General features: G+C 72.6%; 2 protein-coding genes. Both read right to left on the bottom strand.

Translation table 11 applies throughout. The features are described from left to right. Positions 1-6: 6 nt before the first annotated feature. Complete coding sequence (locus HUT19_RS43550) at positions 7-6378, bottom strand: type I polyketide synthase (protein WP_254885950.1); 6372 nt, start codon at positions 6376-6378, stop codon at positions 7-9. 14 nt (positions 6379-6392) lie between these two features. Beyond that, positions 6393-17003, bottom strand: coding sequence for a type I polyketide synthase (locus HUT19_RS44085; protein WP_176184442.1), 10611 nt, complete (start codon positions 17001-17003; stop codon positions 6393-6395). Positions 17004-17014 lie beyond the last annotated feature (11 nt).

The following is a 17014-nucleotide window of genomic DNA, read 5'->3' as shown; positions in this document are numbered from 1 at the left end:
CCGGGGTCATGCGAGGTCCTCCTGAGCCATCCGGATCAGGGCTTCCGCGTCCATGTCCTCGAACGACGCGGTGTCCCCTTCCTCGCCGACCGCCTCCGGCGGGTCGCTGTCGGCCAGTTCGCGCAGGGTGCCGAGCAGCCCGGCCCGGCGCAGCCGGTCGATGGGGATCGACACGAGCAGCGCGCGGATCTCGTCCTCCTCGGACCGCGGTGTGGCGGCGGAGTCCGGCACGATCTCCGGCAGCAGGTGGCGGGCGATGGCCGCCGGGCTGGGGTGGTCGAACACCACGGTGGCGGGCAGCCGCACACCGGTGGCCTGGGTGAGCCGGTTGCGCAGTTCGACGGCGCTGAGGGAGTCGAAACCCAGGTCCTTGAAGGCCCGCTCGGGGTCGACGGACGCGGCCGAGGCGTGTCCGAGGACGGACGCCACCTGAGTCCGCACCAGTTCGAGCACGATGCGCTCCCGGTCCGCCTCCGGCACCCCGGCCAGCCGCTGAGCCAGCGCCGCCGCGCCCGCCTCGACCACCCGGGCCGGGGTCCGGACCAGCCCCCGCAGCAGCGGCGGCAGCATCCCGGCCCGGGCCTGGGCGCGCAGCGCGGCCGTTTCCAGCCGCACCGGAGCCACCACGGCGGCGTCCACACCCAGCGACTGGTCGAACAGCGCGAGACCGGTCTCCGCCGTGAGGGCACTCATGCCCATCCGCTCCAGACGGGCGAGTTCGGCCTCGTCGAGGCCCGCGGCCATGCCCGCGGCTTCCGACCACAGGCCCCAGGCCAGGGAGGTGGCGGGCAGCCCGGCAGCGCGGCGGGACGCGGCCAGCGCGTCCAGGGTCGCGTTGGCCGCCGCGTAGTTGGCCTGGCCGGGGCTGCCCATCAGTGACGCCACCGACGAGAACAGCACGAACGCCGAGAGGTCCGCGTCGGCGGTCAGTTCGTGCAGATGCCATGCCGCGTCCACCTTCGGCCGCATGACCCGCTCGAGCTGTTCGGACGACAGGGACTCGACCACCCCGTCGTCCAGCACACCGGCCGCGTGCACCACGGCGGTGACCGGACGCTCCACCGAGCCGAGCGCGGCGGCCAGTTGCTTCCGGTCGGACACATCGCACGCGACGACCCGCGCGCGGCACCCCAGATCCGCCAGCTCCGCCACCAACGCGGCGGCGCCGTCGGCCTCCAGGCCCCGGCGGCTGAGCAGCAGCAGGTCGCGCACGCCGTGGGTGGCGGCGAGATGGCGGGCGAACACCGCGCCCAGACCACCCGTGCCACCGGTGACCACCACCGTGCCCTCCGGGCCCAGGGGCGCCGGAACGGTGAGCACGACCTTGCCGACGTTGAGCCCCTCCCGCAGATGGCGCAGCGCCTCACGGCCCTGCCGGACGTCCCAGGTGCGGATCGGCGCGAACGCGAGCACCCCCTGCCGGAAGAGGGCCACGATCTCGGACAGCAGCTCGCCCAGCCGCTGCGGCCCCGCCTCCCACAGGTCGAACGCGCGGTACGCGACACCCGCGCGCTCCGTCGCGATCGCCTCCGCGTCGCGGATGTCGGCCTTGCCCATTTCCACGAACCGGCCGCCGCGCGGCAGCAGGTCCAGCGAGGCGTCGACGAACTCACCCGCGAGGGAGTTCAGCACCACATCCACCCCGGCGCCCCCGGTGACGTCCAGGAGGGCGTCCCGGAATCCGGTGTCCCGCGAGGTGGCGATGTGGTCGCCCGCGACACCCGAGGCCCGCACGACGTCCTGCTTGGCCGGACTGGCCGTGGCGAAGACCTCCGCGCCGAGGTGCCGCGCGATCTGCACGGCGGCCGTGCCCACGCCACCGGCGGCGGCGTGCACCAGCACCCGCTCCCCCGCGCGCAGTCCGGCCAGGTCCACCAGACCGTAGTAGGCGGTCGTGTAGGCCACCGGTACGGATGCCGCCTGGGTGAAGGACCACTCGTCCGGCATCGTTGCGACCAGGGCCCGGTGGGCGACGGCCACCGGGCCGAAGGACTCCATCACGATGCCGAAGACGCGGTCACCGGGTGTGAACTCGGTGACGTCGGGGCCCACTTCCAGCACCACACCGGCCGCCTCGGCACCCAGGGGCACATCGTCGGGGTACACCCCGAGGGCGATCAGTACGTCGCGGAAGTTCACCCCGGCCGCGCGGACCCCGATCCGCACCTCGTCGGCGGCGAGCGGGCGACGGGCGCCGGAGGACACGATCTCCACGTCCTCGAGGGAGCCCTTGCGCGTGGCGGACAGCTGCCATGTGTCGTCGGCGGAGGCGGGGGCCGCGCTCAGCCGCGGCGCGAACACCCGCTCCCCGCGCACGGCGACCTGTGGCTCGTCCCCTTCTGCCAGCGCACTCCAGTCCGGCTCGTCGCCGTCGAGGTCGACCAGGACGAACCGGTCGGGGTGCTCGGACTGGGCGCTGCGCAGCAGACCCCAGACCGCGGCCTGGGCGATGTCCGGCGTCTCGCCGTCGACGGCGACCGCCCGCCGGGTCACCACGACCAGCCGTGCCTCACCCAGCCATTCACTGGCCAGCCACCGCCGCACCAGGGTCAGTGCCTCGGCGGCGGCGGTCCGGGCGGCCCCGGCCACGTCGCCGTCCGGGGTGTCGACGGTGGCCAGCACCAGCCGCGGCGCCGGGCCGCCGTCGGCGAGGGCCGTCTCCAGCGCGGCCAGGTCAGCGAACCGCTCACCCGTGGCGGCCAGTCCGCCGAGCACCCCCACCCGGACGGGCTGCCCCGCACCGACCGCGACCGGGGCCCAGCCCAGCTGGTGGACCGACTGCCGGCCGCCGTGCCGCAGCCGCTCCAGCTGGGCCGGGTCGACCGGCCGCATGTCCAGCCGGGCCAGGCTCAGTACCGGCTCGCCCTGCTCGCTGACGACGTCGAGGCCGAAGGCGGTGTCGTCCACCCGGCGCATCCGGACCCGCACCCGGGACAGCCCGCTTCGCCCGGTGCGCACCCCGGACCAGGAGAAGGGCAGGAAGGCCGTGTCCCTCGGCCCTTCGTCCTGGAGCAGGCCCGAGTGCAGGGCGGCGTCGAAGAGCGCCGGGTGGATACCGAAACTCTCGCCGCCGGTGTCGCCGGGCAGGGCGACTTCGGCGTAGGAGTCGCCGTCGACCTGCCACGCCGCACGCACGCCCTGGAACGCCGGCCCGTAGTCGAACCCGAGCTCGGCCATCCCCGCGTACAGCGCGTCCGCGCTCATCTCCACGCCACCGGCCGGTGGCCACACACCCGGCACCCACGACGACACCGGTGCGGTGTCCTCCGCGGCCAGCCAGCCACGCGCGTGGCAGGTCATCTCATCCCGCTCACCGTCTCCGGCCTCCGGGCGGGCGAAGATCGCCACCTCGCGGCGGCCGTCCTCGCCGGCCGGGCCGACCGTGACCCGCAGTTGCGCCGCGGAATCCTCCTCCAGCAGGAGGGGTGACTCCATCACGAGTTCGTCCACCACCGGCGTGCCCACACGGCGACCGGCGATCGACGCCTGCTCCACCCACGCCGTACCGGGCACGATCACCACGCCCAGCACGACATGGTCCCGCACCCACGGCTGCGACTCGGCGGAGAGACGCCCGGTGAACACCCACTCGTCGCGGTCGCCCATCTGAACGGCCGCGGCGAGGACGGGGTGCTCCACCCGGTCGAGACCCGCCGCCGCGACATCACCGGCCTGTGCCGACGGCATCAACCAGTGGTTCTCGCGCTGGAAGGCGTAGGTGGGCAGGTCGACGCGGCGCGCGCCGGTGCCCGCGTAGAAGGCGTGCCAGTCCACCTCCACACCCGCGGTGTGGGCGCGGCCGAGGAATCCGGCGAAGGTCTCGCGCTCGGTGTGCTGGGCGCGCAGGGCGGGGATGAACGCGGCCTCGGTGTCGTCCTCGACACACTGCCGGGCCATCGCGGTCAGCACCGCGTCCGGCCCCAGCTCCAGGAACCGCCGGACACCGAGGTCCCACAGCGTGCGCACACCGTCGGCGAAGCGGACGGCCTGACGGACATGGCGCACCCAGTACTCCGCGTCGAACCCGGACACCAGCTCACCGGACACATTCGAGACGACGGGGATACGGGGTTCGGCGTATGTCAGGCGCTCCGCGACGGCACGGAACTCGGCGAGCATCGGCTCCATACGCGGCGAATGGAACGCATGCGACACCCGAAGACGAGTCGTCTTGCGCCCCTCCCACCGCGGCAGCCACTCCTCCGCCGCGTCCTCATCACCTGAGACCACGATGGCCTGCGGGCCGTTGACCGCGGCGATCTCCAACCGGCCCTCGAACCCGGCCAGCGACTCGGCGATTTCTGCCTCGGTGGCCTGAACGGCGACCATCGCGCCACCAGTGGGCAGCGCACCCATCAACCGGCCACGCGCCACCACCAGTTCCGCCGCATCCGCCAACGACAGCACACCCGACACATGCGCGGCAGCGATCTCCCCGACCGAATGCCCGATCAGGTAATCCGGACGAACCCCGAGGGAATCCGCCAGCCGGAACAGCGCCACCTCGACCGCGAACAACACCACCTGCGTGAACTCCGTGGAGTTCAGCACCCCGGCATCCGCGCCCAGCAACTCCCGCACCGAACGGCCCAGCCGCGGATCGAGTTCGGCGCACACCTCGCTCAGCGCCTGGTCGAACACCGGGAACGCCTCAGCCAGCTCCAGGCCCATCCCCGAACGCTGCGAACCCTGCCCCGTGAACAAGAACGCCGACGTACCCGTGACACCGGACTCCATCGAGACCTCGGCCAGCCGTGCCAGCAGCTCATCCCGATCACCGGCCACCACCACCGCCCGGCGGTCCAGCAGCGCCCGCGTGGTCACCAGCGAGTACGCCGTGTCCACAAAAGACACCTCAGACCGCGACACCAGATACGAACGCAACCGTTCCACCTGCGCCCGCAACGCCTCATCCGTCCGCCCGGACACCACGACCGGCATCGGAACCGCGGGCACGGTCCGCTCGTCCGCCACCGGCTCCTCGACCGGAGCCTCCTCCACGATGATGTGCGCGTTGGTACCACTCACACCGAACGACGACACACCCGCACGACGCGGACGCCCGTTGCCCGGCCACTTCTGAGCCTCGGTCAGCAGCCGCACCTCACCGGACTCCCAGTCCACATGCGGCGACGGCTCATCCACGTGCAGGGTCGGCGGCAGTACCCCGTGCCGCATCGCCATCACCATCTTGATCACACCCGCCACACAAGCCGCGGCCGACGTATGACCGATGTTCGACTTGATCGACCCCAGCCACAGCGGATCCCCGTCCCGATCCCGGCCGTACGTCGCCAGCAGCGCCTGCGCCTCGATCGGATCACCCAGCTTCGTCCCCGTCCCATGGCCGTCGACCGCGTCCACATCGGACGGCCGCAGCCCGGCTCCGGCCAGCGCCTGACGGATGACGCGCTCCTGCGACGGTCCGTTCGGCGCCGTCAACCCGTTGCTGGCGCCGTCCTGGTTGAGCGCGGTGCCGCGGATGAGCCCGAGGATCCGCCGCCCGTTGCGCCGGGCGTCGGACAGCCGCTCCAGCACCACCAGGCCCAGACCGTCGGAGAACCCGGTCCCGTCCGCCGACGCCGCGTACGCGCGGCACCGTCCGTCCGTCGACAGACCGCGCTGACGGCTGAACTCCCGCAGCATGAACGGCGTGGGCATGAGGGTCACACCACCGGCGAGGGCCAACGAGCACTCACCTGCCCGCAGGGCCTGTGTTGCCATGTGCAGTGCCACGGCGGAGGAGGAGCAGGCCGTGTCCACCGACACCGCCGGACCCTCCAGGCCGAACAGGTAGGAGATCCGGCCGGACGAGACGCTGGCCGCGCCACCGGTGAGCTGGAAGCCCTCCACCTGGGCGACGCTCTTCTCCGGTCCCATGCCGTAGTCGGTGACGCTGAGGCCGCAGTAGACACCGGTGTCGCTGCCGCGCAGCGAGGTGGCGTCGATGCGGGCGTCCTCGAACGCCTCCCACGACGCCTCCAGCAGCAGGCGCTGCTGCGGGTCCATGGCCATCGCCTCGCGCGGGCTGATACCGAAGAACTCCGCGTCGAACTTGCCGATGCGCTCGACGAAGCCGCCGCCCCGGGCGTAGACCTTCCCGGTCTGGTCGGGGTCGGGGTCGTAGAGCCGCTCCAGGTCCCAACCGCGGTCGGTGGGCAGTCCGGTGATGGCGTCACGCCCCGATGCGACCAGCTCCCACAGCTCGTCCGGCGAGGACACCCCGCCGGGGTAGCGGCAGCTCATGCCGATGATCGCCAGCGGTTCGGTGGCCCGGGACTCGACCTCTTCGAGCTGTGCCCGGGTCTCGTTGAGTTCGACCGCGACTTTCTTGAGGTAGCGGACGAGCTTTTCCTGCTGATCGATGTTCTCCGTCATTCCTGTGTCCCCCGTCACGCGTCGCCCAACTCCACATCGATCATCTGGAAGATCTCCTCAGCCGTGGTGGCCGCCTCGATCCGCTCCCTGGCGTGCTGCTTCTTGTCGCCCTGATCGCCATCGCCCGTACCGGCGTTGGCAGCGGCACTGATGCCGGACAGCAAGGTGCGCAGGCGCTTGGCCATGCGTTGCTGCTCGTCCGCGGAGCTCGCGGCGAGCATGTCCTCGAGCTTCCTCATCTCCTGGTCGATGAGGGGCTCGGCCCGCTCCCCGCCGCCGACCTCCGACAGCACCAGGTCAGCGACCGCGGCCGGGGTGGGGTGGTCGAACACGAGCGTGGCGGGCAGCCGCACACCGGTGGCCTGGGTGAGCCGGTTACGCAGCTCCACCGCGCTCAGCGAGTCGAAGCCGATCTCCTTGAACGCCCGCTCGGGTTCGATGGACGCGGCCGAGGCGTGGCCGAGTACGGACGCCACCTGGGCCTGCACCAGCTCGAGCACGGTCCTCGCCCGGTCCGCCTCCGGTACCCCGGCCAGCCGCTGCACCAGCGCACCCGCACTCGCGTCGACCGCCCGGGCGGGGATCCGGACCAGCCCCCGCAGCAGCGGCGGCAGCATCCCGGCCCGAGCCTGGGCGCGCAGCGCGGCGGTCTCCAGCAGGACCGGAGCCACCACGGCGGCGTCCACGTCCAGCGACTGGTCGAACAGCGCGGGGCCGGTCTCGGCTGTGAGCGCGCTGATGCCCATGCGCTCCAGACGGGCGAACTCGGCCTCGCCCAGCCGGGCCGCCATGCCCGCGTCCGACCACAGACCCCACGCCAGCGAGGTGGCGGGCAGCCCCGCGGCCCGGCGGGACGCGGCCAGCGCGTCCAGGGTCGCGTTGGCCGCCGCGTAGTTGCCCTGCCCCGGGCTGCCGATGAGCGCGGACACCGAGGAGAACAGGACGAACGCCGACAGGTCGGCGTCGGCGGTCAGCTGGTGCAGATGCCATGCCGCGTCCACCTTCGGCCGCATGACCCGCTCGAGCTGTTCGGGCGTCAGCGCCTCGACCACACCGTCGTCGAGCACACCCGCCGTGTGCACCACCGCGGTCAGCGGGTGCTCCAGGGAGCCGAGCACGGCGGCCAGCTGCTCCCGGTCGGACACATCGCACGCGGCGACGTGTGCGCGGCACCCCAGGGTCTCCAGCTCCGCCACCAACGCGGTGGCGCCGTCGGCCTCCAGGCCCCGGCGGCTGAGCAGCAGCAGATGGCGGACGCCACGGGTGGTGGCGAGGTGGCGGGCGAACAGCGCACCCAGACCACCCGTACCACCGGTGATCACCACGGTGCCCTCGGGGTCGAACGCGGTCACCGACTCACCGGCGGAGGCGCGCGACAGCCTGGGCGCCAGCACCCGGCCGTCGCGGAACGCGAGCTGCGGTTCGTCCGCGTCGAGCACCGCGCCCCAGTCGGGCTCGTCACCGTCGAGGTCGACCAGGAGGAACCGGTCCGGGTGCTCGGACTGGGCGCTGCGCAGCAGACCCCAGACCGCGGCCTGGGCCATGTCGGGGGTCTCGCCGCCGACGGCGACGGCACCACGGGTCGTGACAACGAGCCGGGCCTCGCCCAGCCACTCACTGGCGAGCCACCGCTGCACCAGGGTCAGCGCCTGGGCGGTGGCTTCCCGGGCCGCCCCGGCCACGTCCCCGTCCGGGGTGTCGACCGTGGTCAGCACCAGCTCCGGCACGGGGCCACCGTCGGCCACCGCCTGCTCCAGCGCGGCCAGTTTGTCCAGCACCGCGACCCGCGCGGGCCGGCTCGTACCGAGGGTGACCGGAGTCCAGTCGAGCTGGTACACCGACCGTCCGCCACCGCGGCGCAGCCGCTCCAGCTGAGCCGGTTCGACCGCACGCATATCCAGCCGCTCCAGCGTCAGCACCGGCTCACCGTGCTCGGACACCACGTCCACGCGCAGGGCCGTGTCGCCCGCGGGCGAGATCCGTACCCGGACCCGGGAGAGGTCCGAACGTCCGCCGGACACCTTCGACCACGAGAACGGCAGGATCGTCGCCCCGCCGTCCGAACCCTTCTCGGCGAACGCACCGTGCAGCGACGCGTCGAACAGCGCCGGATGAAGACCGAAACCCTCACCGCCGGTGTCACCCGGCAGCGCCACCTCGGCGAACACCACGTCGTCGACGCGCCATGCCGTGCGCACGCCCTGGAACACCGGCCCGTAGTCGAATCCGAGCTCGGCCATCCCGGCGTACAGCGCCTCGCCCGACATCTCCACACCGTCCGCGGGCGGCCACTGTGCCGGAAGCCACGACGACACCGCCGCCGCGTCCTCCGCGGCCAGCCAGCCACGGGCATGGCAGGTCATCTCGGCATCGTCCCCGGCTCCGGACCGAGCGAAGATCATCACCTCACGGCGGCCGTCCTCACCGGCCGTACCGACGGTGACCCGCAGCTGCGCGGTCGCGCCTTCCTCCAGCAGCAGCGGCGACTCCATCACCAGCTCGTCGACCACCGGCGCACCCACGCGGCGGCCGGCGGCCAGCGCCAGGTCCACCCACGCCGTACCGGGCACGATCACCACACCCAGGACGACGTGATCGCGCACCCACGGCTGCGATTCGGCGGAGAAGCGCCCGGTGAACACCCACTCGTCGCGGTCGCCGACCTGCACGGCCGCCGCCAGGACGGGGTGTTCGACCTGGTCGAGACCGGCCGCCGCGACATCACCGGCCTGCGCCGACGGCATCAGCCAGAAGTTCTCGCGCTGGAACGCGTAGGTGGGCAGACGCACGCGCCGTGCGCCCGTTCCGGCGTACACCGCGTCCCAGTCCACACCGACACCGGCGATGTGTGCCTGACCCAGCGACAGCCAGAATCGGGCGAGGCCGCCCTCGTCCCGGCGCAGCGAGCCGACCACGGCCACCCGGCCCGCCGCTTCCCGCGCCTCGACGGTCTCCTCGACCGCCATCGTGAGCACGGGGTGCGGGGACATCTCCAGGAAGCAGCCGGTGCCGTTGTCGATGAGCGCGCTGATGGCGGGCTCGAACCCGACCGGGCTGCGCAGGCTGGTGTACCAGTACCCGGCGTCCATCGTCGCGGTGTCGACGAACGCGCCGACCGCCGTGGAGTACACGGGCACCCTGCCCGCCGTCGGCACCACGGATGCCAGAGCCTCCAGAAGCTCCGCTTCCAGCGCCTCGACGTGCGCGGTGTGCGACGCGTAGTCGACATTGACCCGGCGGGCCCGGATCTCCTCCCGTTCGCACACCGCCATCACGGCGTCCAGGGCCTCGGGATCTCCGGCGACAACGACGGCCGCCGGGCCGTTCATCGCCGCCACCGACACCCGGCCCTCGTACGGGGCGATCAGCTCTGCGACCCGCTCCACCGGAAGCGCGACGGACATCATGCCGCCGAGACCCGCGAGGCGGTCACGCACCAGCCGGCTGCGCACCGCCACGATCCGGATCGCGTCGGGCAGCGACAGCCCACCGGCCACATAGGCGGCGGCGATCTCGCCCTGCGAGTGGCCCACCACGGCGGACGGCTCGACACCGTAGGAGCGCCACAGCGCCGCCAGGCCCACCATCACCGCGAACAGCGCCGGCTGGACCACATCGACGCGTTCCATCGACGGCGCGCCCGGCGCACCGCGCAGCACGTCCTCCAGGCGCCAGTCCACGAACTCCGCCAACGCCTCACCGCATGCGGCGATCTCAGCGGCGAACACCGGCGAGGTGTCCAGCAGCTCGACCGCCATGCCCTCCCACTGCGCTCCCTGCCCGGGGAACACGAACACCGGCTTGGCGTCCGAGGCGACGACCTGGCCGTCCACCACGTTCACCGCTGGGTTCGCCGAGGCCAGTGCCTCCAGACCCGCCAGCAGGTCGCCGCGGTCCGCGGCCACCACGGCCGCCCGCCGCTCCAGCGACGCGCGGGTGGTGGCCGAGGAGAAGCCGATGTCCTCGACGGACACGTCCGGATCGGCGGCCACGCGCTCGCTCAACCGCCGCGCCTGAGCCCGCAGTGCCACATCGGTGCGCGCGGACACCACGACCGGCATCGGAGCCGCGGGCGCGGTCCGCTCGTCCGCCACCGGCTCCGCGGCCGGGGCCTCCTCCACGATGATGTGCGCGTTGGTGCCGCTGACCCCGAACGACGAGATACCCGCGCGGCGCGGCCGGCCGTCGACCTGCCACTCCCGGGCCTCGGTCAGCAGCCGCACCTCACCGGACTCCCAGTCCACATGCGGGGACGGCTCATCGACGTGGAGGGTCGGCGGCAGCACTCCGTGCCGCATCGCCATCACCATCTTGATCACACCCGCCACCCCGGCCGCGGCGGACGTGTGGCCGATGTTCGACTTGATCGACCCCAACCACAGCGGATCCCCTTGGCGATCCTGGCCGTACGTGGCCAGCAGCGCCTGCGCCTCGATCGGGTCACCCAGCTTCGTCCCGGTGCCGTGACCCTCGACAGCGTCGACCTCGACCGGGCTCAGCCCGGCGCTGGCCAGGGCCTGACGGATCACCCGCTCCTGGGAGGGACCATTCGGCGCGGTCAGACCGTTGCTCGCACCGTCCTGGTTCACCGCGCTGCCCCGGATCAGACCGAGGATGTGCCGTCCGTTGCGCTGGGCGTCGGACAGCCGCTCCACCACCACAACACCCACGCCGTCGGAGAACCCGGTCCCGTCCGCCGACGCCGCGTACGCCTTGCACCGACCGTCGGGAGCCAGGCCGCGCTGACGGCTGAAGCCGATGAGCAGGTCCGGTGTGGCCATGAGCGAGATGCCGCCGACGAGAGCCATCTCGCACTCGCCCGCGCGCAGTGCCTGGGACGCCAGGTGCAGGGCGACGGCGGAGGAGGAGCAGGCCGTGTCCACGGACACCGCCGGGCCCTCCAGGCCCAGGGTGTACGCGATCCTGCCGGACACCACGCTCATCGTGGTACCGGTGAGGTGGTAGCCCTCCAGTTCGGGAGCCATCGTCGCGTGGTACCCCGAGGCGACGGTGCCGCAGAAGACACCGGTGTTGCTGCCCCGCAGCGAGGTCGGGTCGATGCCCGCGTCCTCGAACGCCTCCCACGACGACTCCAGCAGCAGGCGCTGCTGCGGGTCCGTCGCCAGCGCCTCGCGCGGGCTGATCCCGAAGAAGTCCGCGTCGAACTCGCCGATGCGGTCGACAAATCCACCGGCTCGCGTGTACACCGCCCCGACCTGGTCGGGGTCCGGGTCGTAGAGCCGCTCCAGGTCCCAGCCGCGGTCGGCCGGGAACGGCCCCATCCCGTCGCGGCCGGATGCCACCAGCTCCCACAGCTCCTCCGGCGAGGACACCCCGCCGGGGAAGCGGCAGCTCATGCCGACGATCGCCAGGGGTTCTCCGGCGTCGACGCGCCGCGGCCGCGCCGCACGTGTGCGAACGCCCGCGGAGTCCACCGTGATCTGGGACACCAGCAGACGCGCCACCGCCACGGGGGTCGGGTGGTCGAACACCAGGGTGGCGGGCAGGCGCACCCCGGTGGACTGGGTGAGCCGGTTGCGCAGTTCGACGGCGCTCAGGGAGTCGAAGCCGAGCTCGTTGAACGCGCGGCCGGGATCGATGGACGTGGCCGAGGCATGGCCGAGCACATCCGCCACCTGGGCCAGCACCAGGTCGAGCGCGACCCGCTCGCGGTCCGCCTCCGGTACGCCCGCGAGGCGCCGGGCGAGGGAACCACCGGCCTCCGCGCGCCGAGCGGCGGGGGCGAGCCCGCGCAGCACGGCCGGGATCGCCCCGGCCCTGGCCTGGGCGCGCAGCACCGCCGTGTCCAGCTGGACCGGTGCCAGCAGCGCCGCGTCCGAGGTCAGCGCCTGGTCGAACAGACCGAGACCCTGCTCGGGCGTCAGCGCCCTGGCTCCCATCCGCTCCAGACGGGCCCGTTCGGCCTGGCCCAGTCGCGCCGCCATGCCCGCGCTGTCCGACCACGGACCCCACGCCAGGGAGGTGGCGGGCAGCCCCACGGCCCGGCGGCACGCGGCCAGCGCGTCCAGAGCCGCGTTCGCCGCCGCGTAGTTCGCCTGACCGGGGCTGCCGATGAGCGCGGCCACCGAGGAGAACAGCACGAAGGCGGACACGTCGGCGTCGGCGGTCAGCTCGTGCAGATGCCACGCGGCTTCGACCTTCGGCCGCATCACCCGCTCGATCTGCTCCGGCGACAGAGACTCGATCACACCGTCATCGAGCACACCGGCCGCGTGCACCACCCCGGTCACCGGACGCTCCACCGAGCCGAGCGCGGCGGCCAGCTGCTCCCGGTCGGCCACATCACACGCGGCGACCCGCGCCTCGCACCCCAGGCCCGCCAGCTCCGCCACCAACGCGGCGGCGCCGTCGGCCTCCAGGCCACGCCTGCTGAGCAGCAGCACATGGCGCATCCCGTGCTCGGTGGCGAGGTGGCGGGCGAACACCGCGCCCAGTCCGCCCGTACCACCGGTGACCACCACGGTGCCCTCGGGGTCGAACGCGGTCACCGACTCACCGGCGGACGCACGGGCCAGCCGAGGCGCCAGCACCCGGCCGCCCCGCACCGCCAACTGCGGCTCGTCCAGGTCCGGCAACCCGCCCCATCGCAACCCGTCGATCACGGTGTCGGTGTCGAGGTCGACCAGCAGGAACCGGCCCGGGTGCTCGGACTGGGCGCTGCGCAGCAGACCCCACACCGCCGCCTGGGCGACATCGGGGGCCTCGCCGTCGACGGCGACCGCACGCCGGGTCACCACCACCAGCTTCGCTTCGCCCAGGCACTCACTGGCGAGCCACCGCTGAACCAGGGCCAGCGCGTCGACCGCGGCCGCCGTGGCCTCCGGGGTGTCGACGACCGCGAGCACCAGCTCGGGGGCCGGGTCGCCGCCCGCCACGGTCCGCTCCAGCGTGGGCAGGTCCTCGAACGGCTCGCCCTCGGCGGGGAGCCCACCGAGCACCGCGACCCGGGCGGACCGGCCGGTGGCGACCGTGACCGGGGCCCAGTCCAGCTGGTAAAGCGAACCCTGTGTCCCGGCGGCCCGCTTCAGCTGGGCCCGGTCGACCGGACGGAACACCAGCTTGTCCATGCTGAGCACCGGCTCGTCGTACTCGTCGACGATGTCGATGCGGAACGCGGCCTCGCCCGCGGGGGTGAGCCGGGCACGGGCGCGCGCCACGCCGGTCCGGCTGAGCTGGACGCCGTTCCACGAGAACGGCATGACGAGGGTGTCGTCCGGCTTCTCGCCGAAGAGCGAGCTCTGCACCGCGGAGTCGAAGAGTCCCGGGTGGATGCCGAAGCCCTGCGCGTCGGTGTCGTCCGGCAGGGCCAGCTCGACGTACACGGCATCGTCGTCCTGCCACGCCTCCACCACGCCCTGGAACAAGGCGCCGTAGTCGTAGCCGATGTCGGCCATGCGGGTGTAGAGCGCCTCCGAGGAGAGGGGCTCGGCGTCCTGGGGCGGCCATGCGATGTCCCATGCGGGCACGGCCTCGGGGTCCGGCCCCAGCCAGCCGCGGCCGTGGCAGGTCGCCTCGCGCTGCTCGTCCGCGTCGTCGCTCTCGGGACGCGAGAAGATGACGAACTCGCGACGACCGTCCTCCTCGGCGTGACCGACGATGATCTGGATCTGGCGCGCCGCCGTCTCCTCCAGGGCCAACGGGGCCTCGATGACCAGCTCGTCGAGCACATCGCAGCCAACTTCGCGCCCTGCGGCCAGGCTCATTTCGACCAGCGCCACACCGGGCACGACGATGGCGCCCATGACGACGTGGTCACGTGTCCACGGCTGGCTTTCGGTGGAGATACGGCCCGTGAAGAGCCATTCGTCACGGTCACCGATGAGCGCCCGACCGGCCAGAACGGGGTGGTCGACGGCGATGAGCCCGGTGGCGGAGACGTCCCCCGGAGCGGTGCCCGGGGTGAGCCAGTACCGCTCGCGCTGGAAGGCGTAGGCGGGCAGGTCGACGCGGCGCGCGCCGGTGCCCGCGTAGAAGGCGTGCCAGTCCACCTCGACACCGGTGGTGTGGACACGGCCGAGGAATCCGGTGAAGGTCTCGCGCTCGGTGTGCCTGGCGCGCAGGGTGGGGATGAACGCGGCCTCGGTGTCGTCCTCGACACACTGCCGGGCCATCGCGGTCAGCACCGCGTCCGGCCCCAGCTCCAGGAACCGCCGGACACCCAGACCCCACAGCGTGCGCACACCATCGGCGAAACGGACGGCCTGACGGACATGGCGCACCCAGTACTCCGCGTCGAACCCGGACACCAGCTCACCGGACACATTCGAGACGACGGGGATGCGGGGTTCGGCGCATGTCAGGCGCTCCGCGACGGCACGGAACTCGGCGAGCATCGGCTCCATACGCGGCGAGTGGAACGCATGCGACACCCGAAGACGAGTGGTCTTGCGCCCTTCCCACCGCGGCAGCCACTCCTCCGCCGCGTCCTCGTCACCTGAGACCACGATGGCCTGCGGGCCGTTGACCGCGGCGATCTCCAACCGGCCCTCGAACCCGGCCAGGGACTCGGCGATTTCTGCCTCGGTGGCCTGAACGGCGACCATCGCGCCACCAGTGGGCAGCGCACCCATCAACCGACCACGCGCCACCACCAGTTCCGCCGCATCCGCCAACGACAGCACACCCGACACATGCGCGGCAGCGATCTCCCCGACCGAATGCCCGATCAGGTAATCCGGACGAATCCCGAGGGAATCCGCCAGCCGGAACAGCGCCACCTCGACCGCGAACAACACCACCTGCGTGAACTCCGTGGAGTTCAGCACATCACCCTCGGCGCCCAGCAACTCCCGCACCGAACGGCCCAGCCGCGGATCCAGCTCCGCACACACCTCGCTCAGCGCCTGGTCGAACACCGGGAACGCCTCAGCCAGCTCCAGGCCCATCCCCGAACGCTGCGAACCCTGCCCCGTGAACAAGAACGCCGACTTCCCCGCAACAGCCGACTCACCGGCCGTGACCTCGGCCAGCCGCGCCAGCAACTCGTCCCGGTCCGCGGCCACCACCACGGCACGCCGGTCCAGCAGCGCCCGAGTTGTCGCCGCCGAGAGGCCGATGTCCGCGACGGACACGTCCGGATCGGCGGCCACACGCTCCCGCAGCCGCTCCGCCTGGGCCCGTAGCGCCGCGTCGTTGCGGGCGGACAGAACAACCGGCACGGATCCGGCGGGACGTACCACCTCGACCGGAGCGTCCTCGGACGGCTCGTCCGCGGGCGCCTCCTCCACGATGATGTGCGCGTTGGTGCCGCTCACGCCGAACGAGGAGACACCGGCACGGCGAGGACGGCCCTCAACCTGCCACCGCCGAGCCTCGGTCAGCAGCCGCACCTCACCGGACTCCCAGTCCACATGCGGCGACGGCTCTTCGGCGTGGAGGGTCGGTGGCAGCACGCCGTGGCGCATCGCCATGACCATCTTGATCACACCGGCCACACCGGCCGCGGTCGAGGTGTGGCCGATGTTCGACTTGATCGACCCCAGCCACAGCGGGTCCCCGTCGCGCTCCCTGCCGTACGTCGCGAGCAGCGCCTGCGCCTCGATCGGGTCACCGAGAACGGTGCCCGTGCCGTGGCCCTCAACGGCGTCCACATCGGACGGACCCAGCCCGGCGTTCTCGAGGGCCCGCCGGATCACCCGCTCCTGCGACGGACCGTTCGGTGCCGTCAGCCCGTTGCTGGCACCGTCCTGGTTCACCGCGCTGCCCCGGATCAGACCCAGGATGCGCCGGCCGTTGCGCTTGGCGTCGGACAGCCGCTCCAGCACCACCAGGCCGAGCCCGTCGGAGAACCCGGTCCCGTCCGCCGACGCCGAGTACGCCTTGCACCGACCGTCGGGAGCCAGGCCGCGCTGACGGCTGAACTCCATGTGCAGGAACGGTCCGGCCAGCACGGTGACACCACCGGCGAGCGCCAGCGAGCATTCACCGCCCCGCAGCGCGGTGACGGCGAGGTGCAGGGCGACGGCGGAGGCGGAACAGGCGGTGTCCACGGACACGGCCGGACCCTCGAGACCGAGGCTGTAGGCGATACGGCCGGACACCACGCTGGTGGTGGAACCGGTCAGACGGAAACCCTCGATCTGGGGCAGGGCTCCGGCGGGCATGGACGCGTAGTCGGACGGGCCGACGCCGCAGAACACACCGGTGTTGCTGCCGCGCAGATGGTTCGGGTCGATGCCCGCGTCCTCCAGCGCCTCCCACGACGCCTCCAGCAGCAGGCGCTGCTGCGGGTCCATGGCGGTCGCCTCGCGCGGGCTGATCCCGAAGAAGTCGGCGTCGAACTCGGCGGCGCCGTCGACGAACCCGCCCTCCCTCGCGTACACGGTGCCCAGCTGGTCCGGGTCCGGGTTGTAGAGCCGCTCCAGGTCCCAACCGCGGTCGGTGGGGAACGGGCCGATGGCGTCGCTGCCGGTGGCCACCAGCTCCCACAGCTCCTCCGGCGAGGTCACCCCGCCCGGGTACCGGCAGCTCATGCCGACGATCGCAAGGGGCTCCCCGTCGCGGGACTCGTACTCACGGAGCTGCGCACGAGCCTGGTTGAGGTCACTGGCCATCTTCTTGAGATAGCGGGCGACCTTCTCCTGCTGATCGGTGTTCTCTGCCATTTCCGCGCCCC

Origin of the sequence: Streptomyces sp. NA02950 (genome assembly GCF_013364155.1) — a bacterium.
Classification (GTDB): domain Bacteria; phylum Actinomycetota; class Actinomycetes; order Streptomycetales; family Streptomycetaceae; genus Streptomyces.
Note: the sequence above shows the minus strand (reverse complement) of the source record. Positions and strands in the feature narration are given on the sequence as shown.

Bases quoted from the DNA above. Each gene is read 5' to 3' on its own strand.
- HUT19_RS44085 (WP_176184442.1), bottom strand. From the start codon at position 17,003: ATGGCAGAGAACACCGATCAGCAGGAGAAGGTCGCCCGCTATCTCAAG.
- HUT19_RS43550 (WP_254885950.1), bottom strand. From the start codon at position 6,378: ATGACGGAGAACATCGATCAGCAGGAAAAGCTCGTCCGCTACCTCAAG.